Here is a 23,397-nt window from a genome sequence, read left to right on the forward strand (position 1 = left end):
GGCCGCGCATCATCGCGCTCCGAGCGCAGGCGCGGGCGCGGCGCGGCTGGATCATGGACACCTATTTGCTCAGACCGGCAGACTGAAGAGCGTGCCCGAACTGCCCGAGGTCGAAGCCCTGGCCGACCACCTGCGCCGCCACGCCGTGGGCCTGCCCGTCGGTCGCGTCGACGTCGTCGCCCTGTCGGTGCTCAAGACCTTCGACCCCCCGGTCAGCGCGCTGCAGGGCCAGGCGGTGGTGGGCGCCGAGCGCTGGGGCAAGTACCTGGGCCTGCGGACCGAGACGCTGTCGCTGATCACGCACCTGTCCCGGGCGGGCTGGCTGCGGTGGTCCGAGAAGTTGGCCGCGGCGCCGTTGCGGCCGGGGAAGGGCCCGATCGCATTGCGGGTCCACCTCGGCACTCCCGGCGCGGCGCCCGGCTTCGACCTGACCGAGGCGGGTACGCAAAAGCGGCTGGCGGTCTGGCTGGTCGAGCGCCCCGAGCAGGTGCCCGGCATCGCGGCGCTGGGCCCCGACGCGCTGGGATTGACCGTCGACGACCTGTCCGCCGTGCTGGCCGGCCAGACCGGCCGCATCAAGACCGTGCTGACCGATCAGAAGGTGATCGCCGGGATCGGCAACGCCTACAGCGACGAAATCCTGCACGTCGCCAAGCTGTCGCCGTTCGCGACGGCGGGGAAGCTGTCCGACGAGCAGTTGCTGACCCTGCACGACGCGATGATCACCGTGCTGCGCGACGCCGTGACCCGCTCGGTGGGGCAGGGGGCGGCCACGCTCAAAGGCGAGAAGCGCTCCGGATTGCGGGTGCACGCCCGCACCGGGCTGCCCTGCCCGGTGTGCGGGGACACCGTGCGCGAGATTGCGTTCGCGGACAAGTCTTTTCAGTACTGTCCGACGTGCCAGACCGGCGGCAAGATCCTCGCGGACCGGCGGATGTCGCGGTTGCTGAAGTAGTCTCCCCGCGGGGAGTTGACGCCTGTCGATATGCTGCGCGGATGACTCGTCAGAAGATCCTCATCACGGGTGCCAGTTCGGGCCTGGGCGCCGGGATGGCCCGCGCGTTCGCCGCCAAGGGCCGCGACCTGGCGTTGTGCGCCCGGCGTACCGACCGCCTCGACGAGCTCAAAGCCGAGCTGACGCAACGGTATCCGGGCATCACCGTCGCGGTCGCCGCGCTGGATGTCAACGACCATGAGCAGGTGCCGAAGGTGTTCGCCGAACTGGGTGACGAGCTGGGCGGCATCGACCGCGTCATCGTCAACGCCGGAATTGGCAAGGGCGCCAAGCTGGGATCGGGCAAGCTGTGGGCGAACAAGGCGACCCTCGAGACCAACCTGGTCGCCGCGCTGGTGCAGATCGAGACGGCCCTGGAGATGTTCACCAAGAGCGGTTCGGGCCACCTGGTGTTGATCTCGTCGGTGCTCGGCAACAAGGGGGTGCCCGGCGTCAAGGCGGCCTACGCCGCCAGTAAGGCCGGGCTGAGCTCGCTGGGGGAGTCGCTGCGCGCCGAGTACGCCAAGGGGCCCATCAGGGTGACGGTCATCGAGCCGGGCTACATCGAGTCGGAGATGACCGCCAAGTCGAACAGCACAATGCTGATGGTGGACAACGAAACCGGCGTCAACGCGCTCGTCGCCGCCATGGAGCGCGAGACCGGCCGCGCCGCCGTTCCGTGGTGGCCGTGGGCGCCGCTGGTGCAGTTGATGCGGGTGCTGCCACCCCCGCTGACCAAGTACTTCGCCTGACGGTCAGCCGGCGCGGCCGCGTTCGGTCCGGTACCGGCGCACCAGGGCGTCCGTCGAGCTGTCCGACTGGGGTTCGGGCGGGGAGTCGGAGGTGAGCACCGGGAGCAGCGCCTTAGCCTGCGTCTTGCCCAGCTCGACCCCCCACTGGTCGAACGAGTCGATGCCCCAGACGACTCCCTCGGTGAAGACCTGGTGCTCGTACAGGGCGATCAGCTGGCCCAGCACCGACGGGGTCAGCCGGTTGGCCAGGATCGAGGTGGACGGCCGGTTGCCGGGCATCACCTTGTGCGGGACCACCTCGGCGGGCGTGCCCTCGGCGGCGATCTCCTCGGCGGTCTTACCGAACGCCAGCACCTGCGTCTGGGCGAAGAAATTGCTCATCAACAGGTCGTGCATGCTGCCGTCACCGTCGGCGGTGGGCAGGTCGTCGGTGGGCTGGCTGAAGCCGATGAAGTCGGCGGGGATCAACCGGGTGCCCTGGTGCAGCAGTTGGTAGAAGGCGTGCTGGCCGTTGGTTCCCGGCTCGCCCCAATAGATTTCGCCGGTGTCGGTGGTGACCTGGCTGCCGTCGGCGCGCGTCGACTTGCCGTTGGATTCCATGGTCAGCTGTTGCAGATAGGCGGCGAAGCGCGCCAAGTCGTTGGAGTAAGGCAGCACGACGCGGGACTGGGCGCCCAGGAAGTTGTTGTACCACAGGCCGATCAGGCCAAGCAGCACAGGCGCGTTCGATTCCAGGGGCGAGGTCTTGAAGTGCCGGTCGACGATATGGAAGCCGGACAGGAAGTCGGCGAACGCCTCCTTGCCGATGACGGCCATCACCGACAGTCCGATCGCCGAGTCCACCGAGTAGCGGCCACCCACCCAGTCCCAGAAGCCGAACATGTTGTCGGTGTTGATGCCGAAGTCGTCGACGAGGCGCTTGTTGGTCGACACGGCGACGAAGTGTTGCGACACGGCGGCGTCGCCGAGGGCGGCGGTCAGCCACCGGCGCGCGGCGGTCGCATTGGTCAGGGTCTCCAGTGTGGAGAACGTCTTCGACGCGACGATGAAAAGTGTTGTCGCGGGGTCCAAGTCGGCCAGGGTGGCGACGAGGTCGGCCGGGTCGACGTTGGAGACGAAACGGGCGGAGATCCCCGCGTCCGCGTAGTGGCGCAACGCCTGGTAGACCATCACCGGCCCGAGGTCGGACCCGCCGATGCCGATGTTGACCACCGTGCTGATCTTTTTCCCGGTGGCCCCTGTCCATTCACCGCTGCGCAACCGGTCGGTAAAGTCGCCCATCCGGTCGAGGACCTCGTGCACGTCGGCGACGACGTTTCGGCCGTCGACCACCAGCTCGGCGTCGCGGGGCAACCGCAGCGCGGTATGCAACACCGCGCGATCCTCCGAGGTGTTGATGTGCACACCGGAGAACATCTGGTCGCGCCGCTCTTCGAGGTTAGCTGTGCGGGCCAAATCCACCAGAAGCTGCAACGTTTCCCGGGTGACGCGATGTTTGCTGTAGTCGATGTACAGGTCGCCGACGGAGGCGGTGAGTTCGCGCCCGCGGTCGGGGTCGTCGTCGAAGAACTGGCGCAGGTGGGTCTCGCCGATCTGGTCGTGGTGCCTGCGCAGGGCGTCCCACGCCGGCGTCGCGGTGATGTCGGGCAGGGTTCGCACGGAGGTCATGCTTCGACCCTAATGCGACCGGAGGCGCGACAGCCAGGCGTGCGCCGCGGGCCCGCGGGCTTCAGTGACCGAGCCGGCCCCTGCCCAGCCGCAGCAGCAGGATGGCCAGATCCTTGCCTTCCGGGCCGAGCGTGCTGTAGCGCTGGATCACCTTCATCTCGCGGCTGTGCACCAGCCGGGTCCCGCCGGAGGCCATCCGGGCCTTCCCGATCGCCTGCGACACCTCGGTGCGCCGCTGCACGGCGGCGAGGATCTCCGCGTCCAGCCGGTCGATCTCGTGGCGCAGGTCGTCGATGTTGGTGGCGTCGGGCGCGTCAACCGTCTCTGCGTTCATTTCTGCTAACTCCGCGTCTTCGTGTGGTGGGGGTTCTGGTCTCATGCAGTCTCGGGCCTCACAGAAGACGAGCCCCGATGCCGGATGCGGACCACGGGTCTCTGCGGAAGCAGTTAGGCCACGGGCACCGCGAACCGGTACCCGTAGGGAAATCGACGGCGCCACCCCACAGTCGAGGAGCGACGGCGACACTGCACGTTGAGCACAAATCGAGTGTGCCACTAACCGCGGCGGGCACGCAAAAAAGCCCAGCTGAGCTGCGCATTTTACGGCCACGAGCGGCGACCCGACGGTAACGAGGGCCCTCGCGGGGGCCGCTGGCCGACACGCGGATGCCGAGTGCTCAGACCGGCGCCGCGCGGGCCGGCGGAGCCGCTAGCCTGTCTGATGCCGGGGGTTTTCGTCGGTGGGCAGCGGTAAGTTTGGACTGACATGAGTGTGCACGCAACAGATGCCAGAGTGGCCTCCGAAGCAGACCAACTGCTCGAGGGGCTGAACCCCCAACAGCGCCAGGCGGTGGTGCACGAGGGCCCACCGCTGCTGATCGTGGCGGGGGCGGGCTCCGGCAAGACGGCGGTGTTGACGCGTCGCATCGCCTACCTGATCGCGGCCCGCGGCGTCGGGGTCGGGCAGGTGCTGGCCATCACCTTCACCAACAAGGCCGCCGCCGAGATGCGCGACCGGGTGGTGCGACTGGTCGGCAACCGGGCCCGCGCCATGTGGGTGTCCACCTTCCACTCCACCTGTGTGCGCATCCTGCGCAACCAGGCCTCGCTGATCGAGGGCCTGAACTCCAACTTCTCCATCTATGACGCCGACGACTCCCGGCGGCTCTTGCAGATGATCGCCCGCGACATGGGCCTCGACGTCAAGCGCTACTCGCCGCGCCTGCTGGCCAACGCCATCTCGAACCTGAAGAACGAGCTCATCGACCCGGCCGAGGCGGTCAGCCGCCTCAACGAGGGTTCCGACGAGCTGTCCCAGACGGTGGCCAGCGTCTATGGCGAATACCAGCGGCGGCTGCGGGCGGCCAACGCGTTGGACTTCGACGACCTGATCGGGGAGACGGTCGCGGTGCTGCGGGCCTTCCCGCAGATCGCCCAGCACTACCGCCGGCGGTTCCGGCACGTCCTGGTCGACGAGTATCAGGACACCAATCATGCGCAGTACGTGCTGGTGCGCGAGCTGGTGGGCCGCGGCGGTTCAGCGAGCCTCGCCGGAGGCGAGGGGAAGCTGGGACCGCCGAGTGAGGCGGGCGGTTCAGCGCATGAGGCGGGCGGTTCAGCGCGGCCCGACACCGCCGAGGCGTCGCCCGACGACGTGCCGCCCGCCGAGCTGTGCGTGGTCGGTGACGCCGACCAGTCGATCTACGCGTTCCGCGGCGCGACCATTCGCAACATCGAGGACTTCGAGCGCGACTACCCGGACGCGACGACCATCCTGCTGGAACAGAACTATCGGTCGACGCAGAACATCCTGTCGGCGGCCAACTCGGTGATCGCCCGCAACACCGGGCGTCGGGACAAGCGGCTGTGGACCGACGCCGGCGCCGGCGAGTTGATCGTGGGCTACGTCGCCGACAACGAGCACGACGAGGCCCGGTTCGTCGCCGAGGAGATCGACGCGCTGGCGGAGAAGGGCGAGATCACCTACAACGACGTCGCCGTCTTCTACCGGACCAACAACTCGTCGCGGTCCTTCGAAGAGGTGTTCATCCGCGCGGGAATCCCCTACAAGGTCGTCGGTGGCGTGCGCTTCTACGAGCGCAAGGAGATCCGCGACATCGTCGCCTACCTGCGGGTGCTGGACAACCCCGGCGACGCCGTCAGCATGCGGCGCATCCTCAACACCCCACGCCGCGGCATCGGCGACCGCGCCGAGGCGTGCGTGTCGGTGTACGCCGAGAACACCGGCACCAGTTTCGCCGACGCGCTGGTGGCGGCGGCCGACGGCAAGGTGCCGATGCTCAACTCGCGCGCGGAGAAGGCGATCGCGGGGTTCGTCGAGCTACTCGACGAGCTGAGGGGCCGTCTGGACGACGACCTCGGCGACCTGGTCGAGTCCGTGCTCGAGCGGACCGGCTATCGCCGCGAGCTGGAATCCTCAACCGACCCCCAGGAGCTGGCACGCCTGGACAACCTCAACGAACTCGTCAGCGTGGCACACGAATTCAGCACCGACCGGGCCAACGCCGCGGCGTTGGGCGAGTCGCTGCAGACCCCGCAGGACGAGGACGTGCCCGACACCGGCGTGCTGGCCGAGTTCCTGGAGCGGGTGTCGCTGGTCTCCGACACCGACGACATCCCCGAAGACGGCGCCGGCATGGTCACGTTGATGACGCTGCACACCGCGAAGGGCCTGGAGTTCCCCGTGGTGTTCGTGACGGGCTGGGAAGACGGGATGTTCCCGCACATGCGGTCCCTGGACGACCCGGTCGAGCTGTGCGAGGAACGCCGGCTGGCCTACGTCGGGATCACCCGGGCCCGCCAACGGCTCTACCTGAGCCGGGCCATCGTCCGGTCCTCCTGGGGCCAGCCCATGCTCAACCCGGAATCCCGGTTCCTGCGCGAGGTCCCGCAGGAACTCATCGAGTGGCGCCGCACGGCGCCGACGCCGTCGTTCAGCGCGCCGGTGAGCGGCGCCGGCCGGTTCGGCACGCCGCGGGCGGCGCCCACCCGCTCGGGGTCCGCCAAGCGACCGCTACTGGTGCTCGAGCCCGGCGACCGGGTCAGCCACGACAAGTACGGGCTGGGTCGCGTCGAAGAGGTGTCCGGCGCCGGCGAATCGGCCATGTCGCTCATCGATTTCGGCAGCTCGGGGCGCGTCAAACTGATGCACAACCACGCCCCGATCAGCAAGCTCTGACGAGCCGGTTCAGCCGCCCAGCCAGCGCTTGGTGCGCGGATGCAGCGCCAGCACCACGCTGGCGATCGGCAACAACGGCAGCGCGTGCACGATCCAGGCCACCCGGGCGCCGGCGATGAACACCCCGCCGTAGGTCAGCACCGCCACGACCGCGCCGGCCACGATGAGCTGACGCCCGAACGGGCGGCGCTGCAGCACCATGATCACGCCCGACACCGTCGTCGCCGCGAACACCAGCGCCAAGAACGCGATGGCGATGCAGAACAGCCGGTCGGTGCGCCACCACCCGGCGATCAGATCGGTCGCCACCACCGACGTCGCCCACCCGCTGATGATGCTGACGGCGCAGGCGGCCACGGCCGTCCGGTCGCTGGGCTCAAGCGCTGTCGCCGCGCCGTAACGCGGCCGGCCGGGTCGGGGCGCACTCGAGGCCGGCGCCGGCGTCGGCGGGCGCGGGATGTGAGTGGTCGGCGAGTCCGGTGTCGTGGGTATCGGCCCCGTGGGGGCTCGACGGATGATCCGGGTCCGTGAGTCGGAAGGTGGGTCGGGCTCGGTCGGGCGCGGACCGGGAGGCTCTTGGTTCGGCGCGGTCACCTCAGCCAGCGTAGTTGCCGACGCTGAGACCACGCTTAGCCAGCCACGGCACGGGGTCGATGCGCTCGGTACCGCCCTGCAGCACCTCGAAGTGCAGGTGAGGGCCCGTGGAGTTGCCGCGGTTACCCATGGTGGCGATCTGGTCGCCGGCCATCACGCGCTCGCCGACGCTGACCGTGGCGGTGTTGATGTGCCCGTAGAGCGTGACGGTGCCGTCGGCGTGCCGCAGCTTGACCAGCATGCCGTAGCCGGAGGCCGGGCCGGCCTCGATGACGACGCCGTCGGAGACCGCGAGGATCGGCGTGCCGATCGCGTTGGCCAGGTCGATGCCGGCGTGCAGCACGCCCCAGCGGTAACCGAAGTTCGAGGTGAAGATGCCCTTCGTCGGCATCACATAGAGCGGCTGCTGCAGCCGCGCCTCGCGCTGCGCGCGGTCGTTGGCGAAGGCGACGCCCTTGGCAAGCTCCTGGTTGTGCAGCGCGGCCGTCGCCGCCGGCTCGATCGCGATCACCTGCGCGCCGCGGATGGTGGCGCCACCCGCGCCGCCGGTGAGCGCGGACGCGTTGGCCGTCAACACCGGCTCGGTCTTCGGGGTGTCGGCGTGGCTGGTGGCCGTGTGGGCCGCCGCGGCGGCCGCGCCGGCGGCCATCGCGGAGATCAGGAGGCGACCGCGGGCCGCGCTGGTCGGCTGCTTGCGGTGCTGACCGCCGCGCCGCGCCACTGCGACGACGTCGCTGCTGCGGGGGCGATCGAGGCGCCGCTCGGTGCGCGGTGAGATGACGATCCGCGGCAGCACCTCGGTCACCGGCGCGGCCAGCCAGGCCGGCGTCAGGTCGTCGGTGTCGTCGAGGTCGTCGAGTTCGGGGGCCAGCAGCACCTCGGCGGCGTTGTTGAACGTCGAGTCGTTGCTGAAGTCCAGGTCGCCGAGATCGCCGGCGTCGTCGGCGAATTCGAAGTCGTCGAAGTTGAAGCCGTCGAGCGGTAGGATCTCGGTGACCTCGTTGCGGTGCGGTTCGGCCCACCGGCCGCCGCCCGCCGAGCGACCAACCCTCACCACACCTGCGTCTACGGCGGATGAACGAGCGAAACGGTGCTGGGACAAGCTGAAATGTCCTCGTATCGTGACCATAACGTTATCTGGGACCCTAGGAAGGTATCCGCTTACTCGCGCGGGTGGCAACCTCGTCGCGCGATCCAAACCATTTTGTGACTTGGATCACCCAAGCGACTTCGGTGCGCCGTGAGCTGTGCCACATCGGTGGATGCGCCCGTAGCTGCGATTTTTCCAGTGGATACAGTGCGTGCGAGCGGGTAGCCGGGTGCGGCGCCGCCCATCACAAGGCCTAGTTGTCGAGTCGAGCGAAGACAGAGAGTCCATGGACCTTTTCGAATATCAAGCCAAAGAGCTGTTCGTTAAGCACAACGTACCTACGACGCCCGGTCGTGTGACCGACACCGCGGAGGGTGCGAAGGAAATCGCCACCGAGGTCGGCGCGCCCGTCATGGTCAAGGCGCAGGTCAAGGTCGGCGGCCGCGGGAAGGCCGGTGGCGTCAAGTACGCAGCCACCCCGGACGACGCCTACGAACACGCCAACAAGATTCTCGGCCTGGACATCAAGGGCCACGTCGTCAAGAAGCTGCTGGTCGCCGAGGCCAGCGACATCGCCGAGGAGTACTACATCTCCTTTTTGCTCGACCGCGCCAACCGCACCTACCTGGCCATGTGCTCGGTGGAGGGCGGCATGGAGATCGAGGAGGTGGCCGCCACCAAGCCCGACCGGTTGGCCCGCATCCCCGTCGACGCCAGCAAGGGTGTGGACGAGGCCTTCGCCCGCGAGATCGCCGAGAAGGGGCACCTGCCCGCCGAGGTGCTCGACAAGGCGGCCATCACCATCGCCAAGCTCTGGGAGGTCTTCATCAAGGAAGACGCGACCCTGGTCGAGGTGAACCCCCTGGTGCGCACGCCCGACGACCAGATCCTGGCGCTGGACGGCAAGGTCACCCTGGACGCCAACGCCGACTTCCGCCACCCCGAACACGCCGAGTTCGAGGACCGCGACGCCACCGACCCGCTGGAGCTCAAGGCCAAGGAACACGACCTCAACTACGTCAAGCTCGACGGGGCCGTCGGCATCATCGGCAACGGCGCGGGACTGGTGATGTCGACGCTGGACGTCGTCGCCTACGCCGGTGAAAAGCACGGCGGCGTCAAGCCCGCCAACTTCCTCGACATCGGTGGCGGTGCCTCGGCCGAGGTGATGGCCGCGGGGCTCGACGTCATCCTCAACGACAAGCAGGTCAAGAGCGTCTTCGTGAACGTCTTCGGTGGCATCACGTCGTGCGACGCGGTCGCCAACGGCATCGTCACCGCCCTGAACATGCTCGGCGACGAGGCCAACAAGCCGCTGGTGGTCCGGCTGGACGGCAACAACGTCGACGAGGGCCGCCGCATCCTGGCCCAAGCCAACCACCCGCTGGTCATCCAGGCCGAGACCATGGACGCCGGCGCCGACAAAGCCGCCGAGCTGGCGAACAAGTAAGGGAGTCAAGAAATGTCTATCTTCCTGAACAAGGACTCCAAGGTCATCGTCCAGGGCATCACCGGCGGCGAGGGCACCAAGCACACCGCGCTGATGCTCAAGGCCGGCACCAAGGTCGTCGGTGGCGTGAACGCCCGCAAGGCGGGCACCACCGTCTCGCACGTGGACCCGGTTGGTAAGGACGTCGAGCTTCCGGTGTTCGGCAGCGTCGCGGAAGCGATCAAGGAAACCGGCGCCAACGTGTCGGTGGTGTTCGTGCCGCCGAAGTTCGCCAAGGACGCCATCATCGAGGCCATCGACGCCGAGATCCCGCTGCTGGTCGTCATCACCGAGGGAATCCCGGTGCAGGACAGCGCCTATGCGTGGGCCTACAACGTCGACAAGGGGCAGAAGACGCGCATCATCGGGCCCAACTGTCCCGGCATCATCACCCCGGGTGAGGCGTTGGCCGGCATCACCCCGGCCAACATCAGCGGGCCCGGCCCCGTCGGGCTGGTGTCCAAGTCGGGCACCCTGACCTATCAGATGATGTACGAGCTGCGCGATTTCGGCTTCTCGACCTCGATCGGCATCGGCGGTGACCCGGTGATCGGCACCACCCACATCGACGCCATCGAGGCCTTCGAGAAGGACCCGGACACCAAGATCATCGTGATGATCGGCGAGATCGGCGGGGACGCCGAGGAGCGCGCCGCCGACTACATCAAGGCCAACGTGTCCAAGCCGGTCGTCGGCTACGTCGCGGGCTTCACGGCGCCGGAGGGCAAGACGATGGGCCACGCGGGCGCCATCGTGTCCGGCTCGTCGGGCACCGCGGCGGCCAAGAAGGAAGCGCTCGAGGCGGCCGGCGTCAAGGTCGGCAAGACCCCGTCGGAGACCGCGGCGCTGGCCCGGGAGATCCTGCAGGGTCTTTAGACCCGTCGCCACCCCCGCTGCGGCGCGTACGGGCCCACGGTAGATAGTGGGTCTATGAATCTCGACCCGAACACCCCTGTCGTCGTCGGCGTCGGTCAGGCCGCCGAGCGCATCGACGACGCGGACTACCGCGGGTTGTCGCCCGTCGAACTCGCGGCGGCGGCCGCCCGCGCGGCCCTGGTGGACTGCGGCGCCGACTACGACGCGGTGGCGGCGGCCGTCGACACGGTGGCCGGTGTCCGGCAGTTCGAGATCTCCGGCGTCATCAAGGCGCCGCTGGGGCGGTCGAACAACTACCCGCGGTCGGTCGCGAACCGCCTCGGCGCCCGCCCGGCCCGCGCGATCCTGGAGGTCGTCGGCGGGCAGGGGCCGCAGCACCTGATCAGCGAGCTGGCCGGGCAGATCGCCGGAGGGCGCTGCAACGCCGCGCTGATCTTCGGCTCGGACGCGACGTCGACGCTGCGGCACTTCGCGAAGGCCGACACCAAGCCGGATTTCAGCGAGACCGTTGACGGCGACCTGGAAGACCGCGGCCAGGGCATCGAGAAGCTGGTCTCGCGGTACACCGTGGTGCACGGGCTGACCAGCGCGCCGATTCAGTACGCGCTGCTGGAGAACGCGCGGCGGGCTCAGACCGGCTTGGCGCCGGCGGACTACCGGCGCGCGATGGCCGAGCTGTTCGCGCCGTTCACCAAGATCGCCGCCAGCAACCCGTTCGCCGCCGCGCCGGTGGAACGCAGCGTCGACGAGCTGGCCACCGTCACCGAGCGCAACCGGATGATCGCCGAGCCCTATCCGCGGCTGATGGTGGCCCGCGACCAGGTGAACCAGGGCGCGGCCGCGCTGCTCATGTCGGTCGGCGAGGCGCGTCGCCTCGGCGTGCCGGAGGGCAATTGGGTGTATCTGCACGGCCACGCCGACGCCGAGGAGCAGTCGCTGCTGGAGCGGCCCCACCTGGGGCGCGCGCCGTCGGCCGTCCTGGCCGTCCGCGAGGCGCTGGCCATGGCCGGCGTCGGAGTCGACGACGTCGCCACGTTCGACCTGTACAGCTGCTTTGCCGTCCCGGTGTTCAACGTCTGCGACGGCGTGGGCATCGCGACCGACGACCCCCGTGGCCTGACCGTCACCGGCGGCCTGCCGTTCTTCGGTGGGGCCGGCAACAACTACTCGATGCACGCCGTCGCCGAGACCGTCGCCCAGCTGCGCGCCGCGCCCGGCGAGTTCGGCCTGGTCGGCGCGAACGGCGGCATCCTCAGCAAGTACTCCGTCGGCGTCTACTCCACCACCCCGGTCGGCTGGACGCCGGACCGCAACGCGCAGCTGCAGGCCCGCATCGACGGATCGCCGAGGGTGGCCGTCGTCGAGAACGCCGACGGCACCGGCACTGTCGAGACCTACACCGTGCGCCGCGACGACGGGCGCCCCACCGGGATCATCGTCGGCCGGCTCGACGACGGCAGCCGTTTCCTGTCCACTACCGAGGACGACGAGCTGATCGCCCTGTTGGTCGACGGCGACCCGCTGGGCCGCGCCGTGCGGGTGCGCTCCTTCGACTACGGCAACCGCTGCACGCTGGCCTGAGGGCCGCCGTGGTGGCGCCGCCCGCTCAGACCGAGGCGGCCAATTTGCCGGCGAGCCGCTCGACGTAGGCGGCGACCTCGTCCTCGGAGCGGTCCGGCAGCCCGAACAGCACTTCGGTCACGCCCAGCTCCGCCCACTTGGCCAGCTTCTCCGGGATCGGCTTGAAGTCCAGCGCCACGATCTGCGGGGCGCCGTCGCGCCCGGCGGCCGCCCAGGTGTCCTGCAGCAGCTTCACCGGCGCGTCGATGTCGAAGTCGCGCGGCGTGGTGATCCAGCCGTCGGCGCTGCGGGCGATCCACTTGAAGTTCTTCTCGGTGCCCGCGGCGCCCACCAGCACCGGGATGTGCGACTGCACGGGCTTGGGCCAGGCCCAGCTGGGCCCGAATTTCACGAACTCGCCGTCGTACTCGGCTTCCTCCTGCGTCCACAGCGCCCGCATCGCCTCGAGGTATTCGCGCAGCATGGTGCGGCGGCGGCCGGGCGGCACGTTGTGGTCGGCGAGTTCGTCGGTGTTCCAACCGAACCCGACGCCCAGGCTGACCCGCCCGCCCGACAGGTGATCCAGGGTGGCAATGCTTTTCGCCAGCGTGATCGGGTCGTGTTCGACGGGCAGGGCGACCGCCGTGGACAACCGGACGCGCGACGTCACGGCGCTCGCGGCGCCCAGGCTGACCCACGGGTCTAGCGTCCGCATGTAGCGGTCGTCGGGCAGCGACGCGTCGCCGGTCGTCGGGTGCGCCGCCTCCCGTTTGATCGGGATGTGGGTGTGTTCTGGCACGTAGAACGTCGTAAACCCGTGGTCGTCGGCCAGCTTCGCGGCCGTCGCCGGGGCGATGCCGCGGTCGCTGGTGAAAAGGACAAGCCCGTAATCCATGCAGAGAATTAGAACGTGTTCTACCTCCGCTGGGCAAGCCGCGTTGCCGGCGGGCCTGTCGGTCGGCGGGCCCGGCGCGGTGTGAGACCGGCGCCGTGTCGAAGCCGGTCGCCACGGCGCGCCCGCTGGCGGGTGCGCTAGCGTGGTTGATCGACCGCGTCGCCAACGCAACCGCCGATTCGAGAGGTTGTGCGGGCGGGGCGCCCGGAAGCACAGCGCGCGCCGCGACCGCGGCGCCCGATCGCACTCGATGGCAGCTGGAAGCAACAGGAGGAGCCATGACCTACTCTCCCGGTGGCCCCGGATACCCGCCCGCGCAGTCCGGCGGCTCCTATTCGGGCGGCACCCCGTCCTTCGCCAAGGACGACGACGGCAAGAGCAAGCTGCCGCTGTACCTGACCGCCGCGGTCGTGGCGCTCGGCCTCCTCTCTTACTTCCTGAACTTCGGCCCCACTTTCACCCTCAGCGCCGACCTCGGCCCGGGCATCGGCGGCCGCGCGGGCGATGCCGGCACGGCCGTCATCGTCGCGGTGCTGGCCTCGCTGCTCGCCGCGCTGAGCCTGCTGCCCAAGGCCAAGAACTACACCGGCGTCGTCGCCGCGATCGCGGTTCTCGGTGCTTTGCTGGCGATCACCGAGACCATCAACCTGCCGACCGGCGTCGGGATCGGCTGGGCGCTGTGGCCGCTGCTCGCGTCGAACGTGCTGCAGGCGATCGCCGCGGTGGTCGTGGTCCTACTGGAGTCGGGGGTCATCACGGCGCCGACCCCGCGGCCCAAGTACGACCCCTACGCCCAGCAGTACGGGCAGTACGGCGGCCAGTACGGGCAGCAATACGGTCAGCAGCCTTATTACGGTCAGCAGGGCGGGCAGCCCGGCGGCCAGCAGCACACCGGCCAGCAGCCCGCGGTTCAGCAGCACGGCGGTTACGGCTCGCAGTACGGTGGCTACCAGCCCAGCCAGGCGCCGACCCAGAGCGGCGCGCCGTCGGGCGGTTTCGGCGCCCAGCCGCAGTCCGGCCAGCAGCCGGCGGCGCAGCAGCACGGCACCTCCACCCCGCCGACCGGCTTCCCCAGCTTCAGCCCGCCGCCGTCGTCCGGCGCCAGCGGCGGGGGCGACTCGAACTCGGCCACCGCGAACTACTCCAACCCGACGGGCGGCCAGGCCTACGGTCAAGAGCAGCCGCCGTCGGCGCCCGCTGGTCCCGCCCCGTCCTAATCGCGCGTTCTCCCGCCGAATAGGGGACATTCGCCAAGAGTGACAAGGGTGGAGGGCAACCAGGCAGCGGGCGCTCGCCAGGCGCGTGACCTTGTCAGGGTCGCATTCGGCCCGGCGGTGGTGGCTCTGGTTGTCATCGCCGCGGTCACGCTGCTCCAGTTGCTTATCGCCAACAGCGACATGACCGGCGCGCTGGGCGCGATCGCCAGCATGTGGCTCGGCGTGCACCAGGTGCCGATTTCGATCGGCGGCCGCGAGCTGGGCGTGCTGCCGCTGCTGCCGGTCCTGCTGATGGTGTGGGCGGTCGCGCGCAGCACTGCCCGCGCGACGTCCCCGTATTCCTCCTGGCTCGTGGTCCGCTGGGTCGTCGCGTCGGCGTTGGGCGGCCCGCTGTTGCTGGCCGCGATCGCGCTGGCGGTCATCCACGATGCGTCGTCGGTGATCACCGAGTTGCAGACGCCCAGCGCGCTGCGCGCCTTCGCCAGCGTGCTCGCGGTGCACGCGCTCGGCGCCGCGATCGGTGTGTGGTCGCGGGTGGGGCCGCGGGCGGTGGCGGCGACGCCGTTGCCGTTCTGGCTGGACGACGCCCTGCGCGCCGCGGCGGCCGGCGTGCTCGCGTTGGTCGGGCTCTCCGGCGTGGTGACGGCCGGGTCGCTAGTGGTGCACTGGGCGACGATGCAGGATCTGTACGGCATCACCGACTCGATCTTCGGCGAGTTCAGCCTCACCGTGCTGTCGATCCTCTATGCGCCCAACGTGATCGTGGGTACCGCCGCGGTGGCCGTCGGTTCCAGCGCCCACATCGGCTTCGCGACGTTTAGCTCCTTCACCGTGTTCGGCGGCGACATTCCCGCGTTGCCCGTGCTGGCCGCGGTGCCCCGCCCCCCGCTGGGGCCGGTATGGGTTGCGCTGCTGATCATCGGCGCGTCGTCGGGCGTGGCGCTCGGGCAGCAGTGCGCCCGACGCCCGCTGCCGTTGCTCGCCGCGGCGGGCAAGCTTCTGGTCGCCGCGATCACCGCGGCGGCGGCCATGTCGCTGCTCGCCTACGCCGGAAGCGGTCAGCTGGGCAACTTCGGGCACGTCGGCGTGGACCAGGGCGCGATGTTCGTCGGTGCGTTGTTCTGGTTCGCGGTGATCGGCGCCGTCACGGTGGTCATGACCGGCGGGGTCCGGCGACGCCGCCGGCCGCGACGGCCCAAACCCCGGCCGCGGGAGGAGCCCGCGGATTTCGCCGAGCTGTTCGACGACGAGCCGGGCGGCGCGCCGTTTCAGGGGCCGTTTGACGCTGAGCCCGGCGATGGGGCGGTTGACTCCGAGGGCCTTCCCGGCGATGGCGCCCTTTCCGGCGATGGCGGCCCTTCCGGCGCTGGCGGCCCTTCCGGCGATGGCGACGCGCCCGGAAAGGCCGACGCGCCCGGCAAGGCCGGGCCGACAAGCCACGAGCGGGAGCAGCTTCCGGAACCGGAGCGCTTCAGGGAGCCGGAGTCCGGGGACTAGGGTTTGTGCCCGCCTCACAGCGACAACCGGACGCGGCCGCGTGGCGCGCACCGGCGGCCGGCTGAGGTCTGCGCAGCGGGTCTGCGGCTGGCGGCGATTGTCGCTATGAGGCGGGCACTTCGGCAATGCCCCGCCGCGGCCGCGGCCGCGAGCGTCAGGCGGCCGCGAGCGTCAGGCGGCCGCGAAACCCCGGCCGCCGCACACCCGCTCCAACCGCGCACCTCGCGTCGCTGCGCGGCGCGTGCCGGCGTCCCGCTAGGCTCCCCGATGTGGTCGAACCGCTCCATGTGCCCCCGAGCGCGCCGGCGCGAGTGGTGGTGTTGGCGTCGGGCACCGGTTCGCTGCTGAACGCGTTGATCGGCGCCGCCGTCGGTGACTACCCGGCGCGGGTCGTTGCCGTCGGCGTCGACCGCGACTGCCCGGCCATCGACGTCGCCGCGGCCGCGGACGTGCCTACCTTCACCGTCCGGCTCGGCGACCACCCGGACCGCGGCGCCTGGGACGCCGCCGTCACCGAGGCGACCGCCGCCCACTCGCCGGACCTCATCGTCTCCGCCGGCTTCATGAAAATCCTTGGCCAGCAATTTCTTTCGCGGTTCTACGGCCGCATCATCAACACCCACCCGGCGCTGCTGCCGGCGTTCGCCGGCGCCCACGGGGTGGCCGACGCGCTGGCCTACGGCGTGAAGGTCACCGGCACTACGGTGCACCTGGTGGACGCCGGGATGGACACCGGGCCGATACTGGCCCAGCAAGCCGTTCCCGTGCTCGACGGCGACAGCGAGGACAGCCTGCACGAGCGCATCAAGGTCATCGAACGGCAGCTACTGGTGGACGTCGTGGCCGCGATCGCGGTCGGCGGCCTCACGCTGGTCGGTAGAACAGCGACGATCGGACGAAAGGCGACGCACAGATGAGCACCGAGGACGGGCGGGAGACGGGCAAACGGCCGATTCGCCGCGCGCTGATCAGCGTGTACGACAAGACGGGTCTCGTCGACCTCGCCCAGGGTCTCGCCGAGGCGGGCGTCGAGATCGTCTCGACCGGGTCGACCGCGAAGGTGATCGCCGACAAAGGGATCCCGGTGACGCGCGTGGAGGAACTGACCGGGTTCCCCGAGGTGCTCGACGGGCGGGTCAAGACCCTGCACCCGCGGGTGCATGCCGGGTTGCTCGCCGATCTGCGTAAACCCGAACACGCCGCCGCGCTCGAGGAACTCGGGGTCGCGGCGTTCGAACTCGTCGTCGTCAATCTCTACCCGTTCAGCGAGACCGTCGAATCCGGCGCGAGCATCGACGAATGCGTCGAGCAGATCGACATCGGCGGCCCGTCGATGGTCAGGGCGGCGGCCAAGAACCATCCCAGCGTCGCCGTGATCACCGACCCGCTCGGCTACGACGGCGTGCTCGCCGCCGTGCGGCAGGGGGGCTTTAGCCTCGCCGAGCGCAAAAGGTTGGCGTCCTTGGCGTTTCGGCACACCGCGGAGTACGACATCGCCGTCGCCACCTGGATGGAGTCCACCCTGGCGCCCGAGCACCCGCCCACCGGCTTCCCGCAGTGGCTCGGCCGCAGCTGGCGTCGTTCGGCGACGCTGCGCTACGGCGAGAACCCGCACCAGCAGGCGGCGCTCTACAGCGACCCCGGCGCGTGGCCCGGCCTGGCGCAGGCCGAGCAGCTGCACGGAAAAGAGATGTCCTACAACAACTTCACCGACGCGGACGCGGCCTGGCGGGCCGCCTTCGATCACGAGGAGATCTGCGTCGCCATCATCAAACACGCCAACCCGTGCGGGATCGCGATCTCCTCGGAATCCGTCGCCGACGCCCACCGCAAGGCCCACGAATGCGATCCGCTGAGCGCCTTCGGCGGGGTGATCGCGGCCAACACCGAGGTGAGCGTCGAGATGGCGGAGTTCGTGAACACCATCTTCACCGAGGTGATCATCGCGCCCGCCTACGCGCCCGGCGCCGTCGACGTGCTGACCCGCAAGAAAAACATCCGGGTGCTGGTGGGCTCGGAGCCGCTCACCGGCGGCCACGAGCTGCGCCCGATCAGCGGCGGGCTGCTGGTGCAGCAGCGCGACGAGCTGGACGCGCACGGCGACAATCCCGCGAACTGGACGCTGGCGACCGGGTCGCCCGCCGACCCCGCGACGCTGGCCGACCTGGTGTTCGCCTGGCGGGTCTGCCGCGCGGTCAAGTCCAACGCGATCGTGATCGCCGGCGGCGGCGCCACCATCGGCGTCGGGATGGGCCAGGTGAACCGGGTCGACGCGGCCCGGCTGGCCGTCGAACGGGGCGGGGACCGGGTTCGCGGGGCGGTCGCGGCGTCGGACGCGTTCTTCCCGTTCCCCGACGGGCTCGAGACCCTGACCGCCGCGGGGGTCAAGGCGATCGTGCATCCGGGCGGCTCCGTGCGCGACGACGACGTGACCGCGGCGGCCGCCGCGGCCGGCGTCACCGTCTACCTCACGGGGGCGCGGCACTTCGCCCACTGACCCGCCGCCACGCCATTACGCCGCACGTGAACGGCATCCGCATGACGCATCTCCGTAACGCGTCGTAGCGTGGAGTGGTGACATCACCGAGCAACCTGCCCCGCACCGTCGGCGAACTGCGCGCCAGCGGTCACCGCGAGCGGACCGTCAAACAGGAAATCCGCGAGAATCTGCTGACCGCGTTGGCCGAGGGCGACGACGTCTGGCCCGGCATCCTCGGTTTCGAGGACACCGTCCTGCCGCAGCTGGAGCGGGCGCTCATCGCGGGCCACGACTTCGTCCTGCTCGGCGAACGCGGCCAGGGCAAGACCCGGCTGCTGCGCGCGCTGACCGGCCTGCTCGACGAGTGGACGCCGGTGATCTCCGGGGCCGAACTGGGCGAGCACCCCTTCTCGCCGATCACGCCCGCGTCGATCCGCAAGGCCGCCACCCTGGGCGACGACCTGCCCATCGAGTGGCGGCACCGCAGCGAGCGCTACACCGAGAAGCTGGCGACCCCCGACACCAGCGTCGCGGACCTGGTCGGTGACATCGACCCGATCAAGGTCGCCGAGGGCCGCAGCCTCGGAGACCCGGAGACCATCGCCTACGGCCTGATCCCGCGGGCGCACCGCGGCATCGTCGCGGTCAACGAACTTCCCGACCTCGCCGAGCGCATCCAGGTCTCGATGCTCAACGTCATGGAGGAGCGCGACATCCAGGTCCGCGGCTACACGCTGCGGCTGCCGCTGGACGTGTTGGTGGTCGCCAGCGCCAACCCCGAGGATTACACCAACCGCGGGCGCATCATCACCCCGCTCAAGGACCGCTTCGGCGCGGAGATCCGCACCCACTACCCGCTCGAGCTGGACGCCGAGGTCGGCGTCATCGTCCAGGAGGCGCACCTGTCGGCGCAGGTGCCCGATTACCTGATGCAGGTGATCGCCCGGTTCGCCCGTTACCTGCGCGAGTCCAACTCGGTCGACCAGCGCTCCGGGGTGTCGGCGCGGTTCGCGATCGCCGCGGCGGAGACCGTCGCCGCCTCGGCCCGGCATCGCGGCGCCGTGTTGGGGGAGACCGATCCGGTCGCCCGCGTGGTCGACCTCGGCACGGTGATCGACGTGCTGCGCGGCAAGCTGGAATTCGAGTCCGGCGAGGAGGGCCGCGAGCAGGCGGTGCTGGAACACCTGCTGCGCCGGGCGACCGCGGACACGGCGTCGCGCGTGCTGGGCGGCATCGACGTGGCGTCGCTGGTGAATGCGGTCGAGGGCGGTTCGGCGGTGACCACGGGCGAGCGCATCTCGGCCAAGGACGTGCTTGCCGCGGTCTCCGGCCTGCCGGTGGTGGACAAGATCTCGGCCAAGCTGCACGCGCAGTCCGAGGGCGAACGCGCCGCCGCGCTCGAAATGGCGCTCGAGGCACTGTATTTGGCGAAGCGGATCGACAAGGTCTCCGGAGAAGGTCAAACGGTCTATGGCTAAACCCTCCGCGAAAGGGCACTCGTCGCGCTACTCCGCCTACACCGGCGGGCCGGACCCCCTGGCCCCGCCGGTGGACCTACGCGAGGCGCTGGAACAGATCGGCGAAGACGTCATGGCCGGCACCTCGCCGCGCCGGGCGTTGTCGGAGCTGCTGCGCCGCGGCACCCGCAACATGCCGGGCGCCGACCGGCTGGCCGCCGAGGCCAACCGGCGACGCAGAGAGCTGTTGCGGCGCAACAACCTTGACGGCACGCTTCAGGACATCAAGAAGCTGCTCGACGAGGCGGTGCTGGCCGAGCGCAAGGAGCTGGCGCGGGCCCTCGACGACGACGCCCGCTTCGGCGAACTGCAGCTGGACGCGCTGCCCGCGTCGCCCGCCAAGGCCGTCCAGGAGCTCTCCGAGTACAACTGGCGCAGCGGCGAGGCCCGCCAGAAGTACGAGCAGATCAAGGATCTGCTGGGACGCGAAATGCTGGACCAGCGCTTCGCCGGCATGAAGCAGGCGCTGCAAGGCGCCACCGACGAGGACCGGCAGCGTGTCACCGACATGCTCGACGACTTGAATCAGCTGCTGGACAAGCACTCCCGCGGCGAGGACACCCAGGAAGACTTCGACAACTTCATGGACTCGCACGGCGAGTTCTTCCCGGAAAACCCCCGCAACGTCGACGAGCTGCTGGACTCGCTGGCCAAGCGCGCGGCGGCCGCGCAGCGCTTCCGCAACAGCCTGAGCGCCGAGCAGCGCGCCGAGCTGGACGCGCTGGCGCAGCAGGCGTTCGGCTCCCCGTCGCTGATGCAGGCGCTGAACCGGCTGGACGCCCACCTGCAGGCCGCCCGGCCCGGCGAGGACTGGACGGGCTCCGAGGAGTTCTCCGGGGACAACCCGTTCGGCATGGGCGAGGGCACCCAGGCGCTGGCCGACGTCGCCGAGCTGGAGCAGCTGGCCGAGCAGCTCTCGCAGAGCTACCCCGGCGCCACGATGGACGACGTCGACCTCCACGCGCTGGCCCGCCAGCTCGGCGACCAGGCCGCGGTCGACGCGCGCACGCTGGCCGAACTCGAGCGGGCGCTGGTCAACCAGGGCTTCCTGGATCGCGGCTCGGACGGCCAGTGGCGGCTCTCGCCCAAGGCCATGCGTCGCCTCGGTGAGACGGCGTTGCGTGATGTGGCGCAACAACTTTCGGGACGTCGCGGCGACCGCGACCATCGGCGGGCGGGAGCGGCCGGCGAGCTCACCGGCGCCACCCGGCCCTGGCAATTCGGCGACACCGAGCCGTGGAACATCTCGCGCACCCTGACGAACGCGGTGCTGCGGCAGGCGGGCACCGCCACCCTCGACGGCGCGAGCGGGCGGCTCGACATCACCGTGGAGGACGTCGAGGTATCCGAGACCGAGACCCGCACCCAGGCCGCGGTGGCGCTGCTGGTGGACACCTCGTTTTCGATGGTGATGGAGAACCGGTGGCTGCCGATGAAGCAGACGGCGCTGGCGCTCAACCACCTGGTGTGCACCCGGTTCCGTTCGGATGCGTTGCAGATCATCGCCTTTGGGCGCTACGCCCGGACGGTGAGCGCCGCCGAGCTCACCGGCCTCGAGGGCGTCTACGAGCAGGGCACCAACCTGCACCACGCGCTGGCGCTGGCGGGACGGCACCTGCGTCGGCACCCGAACGCGCAGCCCGTCGTGCTGGTGGTCACCGACGGTGAGCCGACCGCGCACCTGGAGGATTTCGACGGGGACGGCACGACGGTGTTCTTCGACTACCCGCCGCACCCGCGGACCATCGCCCACACCGTGCGCGGTTTCGACGACATGGCACGCCTGGGCGCGCAGATCACCATCTTCCGGTTGGGCAGCGACCCGGGCCTGGCGCGCTTCATCGACCAGGTCGCCCGCCGGGTCGAGGGTCGCGTCGTGGTGCCCGATCTCGACGGCTTGGGCGCCGCCGTGGTCGGCGACTACCTGCGGTCCCGGCGCCGCCGCTAACCGAGGCGGTGCGGCCCGGCCGACTTGGAGCCGAAGGCTCCGGCCTGCGACCCAACGCGTCGCGGGCCGACGGGGATAGGGCGTTGCCGCATCGGGTACAGGGACCAAGGACAACGAAGGAGAAAGCATGAGCACTGTTCCCGCGATCGAGATCGCCGAGGGCGTCAGCATCCCCCAGCTCGGTTTCGGCGTGTATCAGATCGAACCGGACCAGACCGCCGAGGCGGTGCGGACCGCCCTCGACATCGGCTACCGGCACATCGACACCGCCGAGATGTACGGCAACGAGAAGGGCGTCGGGCAGGGCATCCGGGACGCCGGCCTCGACCGGGGCGAGGTGTTCGTCACCAGCAAGCTCAACAACGGCTTTCACAAGCCCGACGACGCGCGGCGCGCTTTCGACAAGACGCTGCAGGAGCTGGGCTTCGACTACGTCGATTTGTTCCTGATCCATTGGCCGTTGCCCACCCTGTACGACGGTGACTTCGTCTCCACCTGGAAGGTGCTCGAGGAGTTCGCCGCCGACGGGCGGGCCCGCAGCATCGGTGTCTCGAATTTCCAACCCGCACACCTGGATCGGCTGGCCAAGGAGACCGACACCGTCCCGGCCGTCAACCAGATCGAGGTGCACCCCTACTTCCCGAACGAGACGGTGCGCAGCTACGGCCGGGAACACGGCATCGCCACCGAGGCCTGGTCGCCCATCGCCCAGGGCGACGTGCTGGGCGACCCGGTGGTCAACAGCGTGGCCGAGGCCCTCGGGAAATCGCCCGCGCAGGTGGTGCTGCGCTGGCACATCCAGCGCGGCGACATCGTGTTCCCCAAGTCGGTGTCCCCGGACCGGATCAAGTCCAACTTCGAGATCTTCGACTTCGAGCTGGGCGACGCGAACCTCGACGCCATCTCGGGACTCGATCAGGGTGAGTCGGGCCGTCGCGGACCCAACCCCGACACCTTCGACTACGTGCCCGGATGACGTCCCGCAGGGGCGGCGCCGCTACGGACGCGACCGGCGGGCCTTGCGGATGATGCCGACGCCGCCCCACAGGGAGAAGCCGTGGATGCGCACCGTCGGCGCGCCGGGGGTGCCCTGGCCGAGGACGCTGCGGTCGAAGTTGCCCATGACGCCGCGGCCGTCGATCTCCACGTTCACTTCGGGCGGCAGCAAAATCCGCGTCGCGCCCATGATCGACATCGCGTGGATGTCGACCTCGGTCGAGGTGAAGTCGGCGTAGCGCAGATCGACCACGCCGTTGCCCCACAGGGCGAAGGTGGTCAGCTTCTTGGGAACGTTCCACCGGCCGCGCCGTTCGAAGCCGCTCAACAGGGCCAGCAGTAGCGTGGACGGCGCCGGGTTGGGCTTGCCGCCCCGGCGCAGGTTAACCGGCGACCCCGGCAGGTCGGCCCGCAGCCGATCCAGTTCTTCGTACGTTTGCGCAGCGTAGGCCCGGGTCAGGCGGTCCTCGTAGTCGTTGAGCTGCAGGCGTCCCTGCTCGGCGGCAAACGCCAGCAACTGCGCGATCTGGATGCGATCGGTGTCGGCCGCGCGTGACGGTTCGTCGCGGGCGTCCTTCGCATCGCGCTGCGCGGAGTTGCTCATCACCCACGAGCCTACGACGTCC

General features: G+C 69.9%; 19 protein-coding genes and 2 pseudogenes. 15 read left to right on the forward strand and 6 right to left on the reverse strand.

Features of this window, described 5'->3' with window-relative positions:
• The 4 genes and pseudogenes from A5714_RS26280 to A5714_RS21200 form a co-directional block, all read left to right on the forward strand.
• Positions 1-86, forward strand: a pseudogene (locus A5714_RS26280) (precorrin-6A synthase (deacetylating)); the annotation flags it as partial.
• A 5-nt stretch (positions 87-91) separates the two neighbouring features.
• Positions 92-334, forward strand: a pseudogene (locus A5714_RS27470) (DNA-formamidopyrimidine glycosylase family protein); the annotation flags it as partial.
• 153 nt (positions 335-487) lie between these two features.
• Positions 488-955 carry a zinc finger domain-containing protein gene (locus tag A5714_RS27285; protein WP_231973690.1) on the forward strand — a complete coding sequence of 156 codons (468 nt, stop codon included), beginning with the start codon at positions 488-490 and terminating at the stop codon, positions 953-955.
• A gap of 41 nt (positions 956-996) precedes the next feature.
• Complete coding sequence (locus tag A5714_RS21200) at positions 997-1,746, forward strand: SDR family oxidoreductase (protein WP_068288557.1); 750 nt, start codon at positions 997-999, stop codon at positions 1,744-1,746.
• 3 nt (positions 1,747-1,749) lie between these two features.
• Here the strand turns inward: A5714_RS21200 and pgi are convergent, their stop codons facing one another.
• Together pgi and A5714_RS21210 are read right to left on the reverse strand one after the other, a co-directional pair.
• Positions 1,750-3,414 (reverse strand): glucose-6-phosphate isomerase, encoded by a 1,665-nt coding sequence (pgi, locus tag A5714_RS21205; protein WP_068288559.1) that lies wholly within the window; start codon positions 3,412-3,414, stop codon positions 1,750-1,752.
• Positions 3,415-3,475: 61 nt separating this feature from the next.
• A complete protein-coding gene (locus tag A5714_RS21210) occupies positions 3,476-3,793 on the reverse strand; it encodes a chorismate mutase (RefSeq protein ID WP_082959890.1) in 318 nt (105 codons plus the stop codon).
• 387 nt (positions 3,794-4,180) lie between these two features.
• On the opposite strand from A5714_RS21210, the gene pcrA reads away from it, so the two are divergent.
• Positions 4,181-6,613 (forward strand): DNA helicase PcrA, encoded by a 2,433-nt coding sequence (pcrA, locus tag A5714_RS21215; RefSeq protein ID WP_068288562.1) that lies wholly within the window; start codon positions 4,181-4,183, stop codon positions 6,611-6,613.
• 9 nt (positions 6,614-6,622) lie between these two features.
• Here the strand turns inward: pcrA and A5714_RS21220 are convergent, their stop codons facing one another.
• Together A5714_RS21220 and A5714_RS21225 are read right to left on the reverse strand one after the other, a co-directional pair.
• Positions 6,623-7,207 carry a hypothetical protein gene (locus A5714_RS21220; protein ID WP_068288565.1) on the reverse strand — a complete coding sequence of 195 codons (585 nt, stop codon included), beginning with the start codon at positions 7,205-7,207 and terminating at the stop codon, positions 6,623-6,625.
• Between the two features lies 1 nt (position 7,208).
• Positions 7,209-8,261, reverse strand: coding sequence for a M23 family metallopeptidase (locus tag A5714_RS21225; protein WP_231973683.1), 1,053 nt, complete (start codon positions 8,259-8,261; stop codon positions 7,209-7,211).
• Positions 8,262-8,583: 322 nt separating this feature from the next.
• On the opposite strand from A5714_RS21225, the gene sucC reads away from it, so the two are divergent.
• Genes sucC through A5714_RS21240 form a run of 3 tightly spaced genes read left to right on the forward strand, consistent with a single transcriptional unit; the run spans position 8,584 to position 12,243 of the window.
• Positions 8,584-9,747: an ADP-forming succinate--CoA ligase subunit beta gene (gene sucC, locus A5714_RS21230; protein WP_068288568.1), complete on the forward strand. Its 1,164-nt coding sequence runs from the start codon at positions 8,584-8,586 to the stop codon at positions 9,745-9,747.
• Positions 9,748-9,759: 12 nt separating this feature from the next.
• Positions 9,760-10,662: a succinate--CoA ligase subunit alpha gene (gene sucD, locus A5714_RS21235; RefSeq protein WP_068065441.1), complete on the forward strand. Its 903-nt coding sequence runs from the start codon at positions 9,760-9,762 to the stop codon at positions 10,660-10,662.
• 54 nt (positions 10,663-10,716) lie between these two features.
• Complete coding sequence (locus tag A5714_RS21240; RefSeq protein ID WP_068288571.1) at positions 10,717-12,243, forward strand: acetyl-CoA acetyltransferase; 1,527 nt, start codon at positions 10,717-10,719, stop codon at positions 12,241-12,243.
• A gap of 25 nt (positions 12,244-12,268) precedes the next feature.
• Here A5714_RS21240 and A5714_RS21245 read toward each other — a convergent pair whose 3' ends face one another.
• Positions 12,269-13,117, reverse strand: a complete 849-nt coding sequence (locus A5714_RS21245) for an LLM class F420-dependent oxidoreductase (RefSeq protein ID WP_068288574.1) — start codon at positions 13,115-13,117, stop codon at positions 12,269-12,271.
• Positions 13,118-13,395: 278 nt separating this feature from the next.
• Here A5714_RS21245 and A5714_RS21250 point away from each other — a divergent pair, with 278 nt between their 5' ends.
• The 7 genes from A5714_RS21250 (at position 13,396) to A5714_RS21280 (ending at position 22,751) form a co-directional block, all read left to right on the forward strand.
• Complete coding sequence (locus A5714_RS21250) at positions 13,396-14,334, forward strand: DUF5336 domain-containing protein (protein WP_068288576.1); 939 nt, start codon at positions 13,396-13,398, stop codon at positions 14,332-14,334.
• Between the two features lie 48 nt (positions 14,335-14,382).
• Positions 14,383-15,831 carry a DUF6350 family protein gene (locus tag A5714_RS21255; RefSeq protein WP_068288578.1) on the forward strand — a complete coding sequence of 483 codons (1,449 nt, stop codon included), beginning with the start codon at positions 14,383-14,385 and terminating at the stop codon, positions 15,829-15,831.
• A gap of 269 nt (positions 15,832-16,100) precedes the next feature.
• On the forward strand, positions 16,101-16,748 hold the full coding sequence (gene purN / locus A5714_RS21260; protein ID WP_068288580.1) for a phosphoribosylglycinamide formyltransferase: 648 nt from the start codon (positions 16,101-16,103) through the stop codon (positions 16,746-16,748).
• Entirely contained in the window at positions 16,745-18,328 is a 1,584-nt protein-coding gene (gene purH / locus A5714_RS21265) for a bifunctional phosphoribosylaminoimidazolecarboxamide formyltransferase/IMP cyclohydrolase (protein ID WP_068288582.1), read from the forward strand. Before purN ends, purH begins: the two co-directional genes overlap by 4 nt.
• A 74-nt stretch (positions 18,329-18,402) precedes the next feature.
• Positions 18,403-19,788 carry a sigma 54-interacting transcriptional regulator gene (locus A5714_RS21270; RefSeq protein ID WP_068288589.1) on the forward strand — a complete coding sequence of 462 codons (1,386 nt, stop codon included), beginning with the start codon at positions 18,403-18,405 and terminating at the stop codon, positions 19,786-19,788.
• On the forward strand, positions 19,781-21,775 hold the full coding sequence (locus A5714_RS21275) for a VWA domain-containing protein (protein ID WP_156747429.1): 1,995 nt from the start codon (positions 19,781-19,783) through the stop codon (positions 21,773-21,775). The genes A5714_RS21270 and A5714_RS21275 overlap by 8 nt, the downstream gene beginning before the upstream one ends.
• 127 nt (positions 21,776-21,902) lie before the next feature.
• Complete coding sequence (locus A5714_RS21280; protein WP_068065417.1) at positions 21,903-22,751, forward strand: aldo/keto reductase; 849 nt, start codon at positions 21,903-21,905, stop codon at positions 22,749-22,751.
• A 21-nt stretch (positions 22,752-22,772) separates the two neighbouring features.
• Here A5714_RS21280 and A5714_RS21285 read toward each other — a convergent pair whose 3' ends face one another.
• Positions 22,773-23,375, reverse strand: coding sequence for a DUF1707 domain-containing protein (locus A5714_RS21285; protein ID WP_068065414.1), 603 nt, complete (start codon positions 23,373-23,375; stop codon positions 22,773-22,775).
• Positions 23,376-23,397: the final 22 nt, after the last annotated feature.

This window comes from Mycobacterium sp. E2462 (genome assembly GCF_001672685.1).
Lineage (GTDB): Bacteria > Actinomycetota > Actinomycetes > Mycobacteriales > Mycobacteriaceae > Mycobacterium.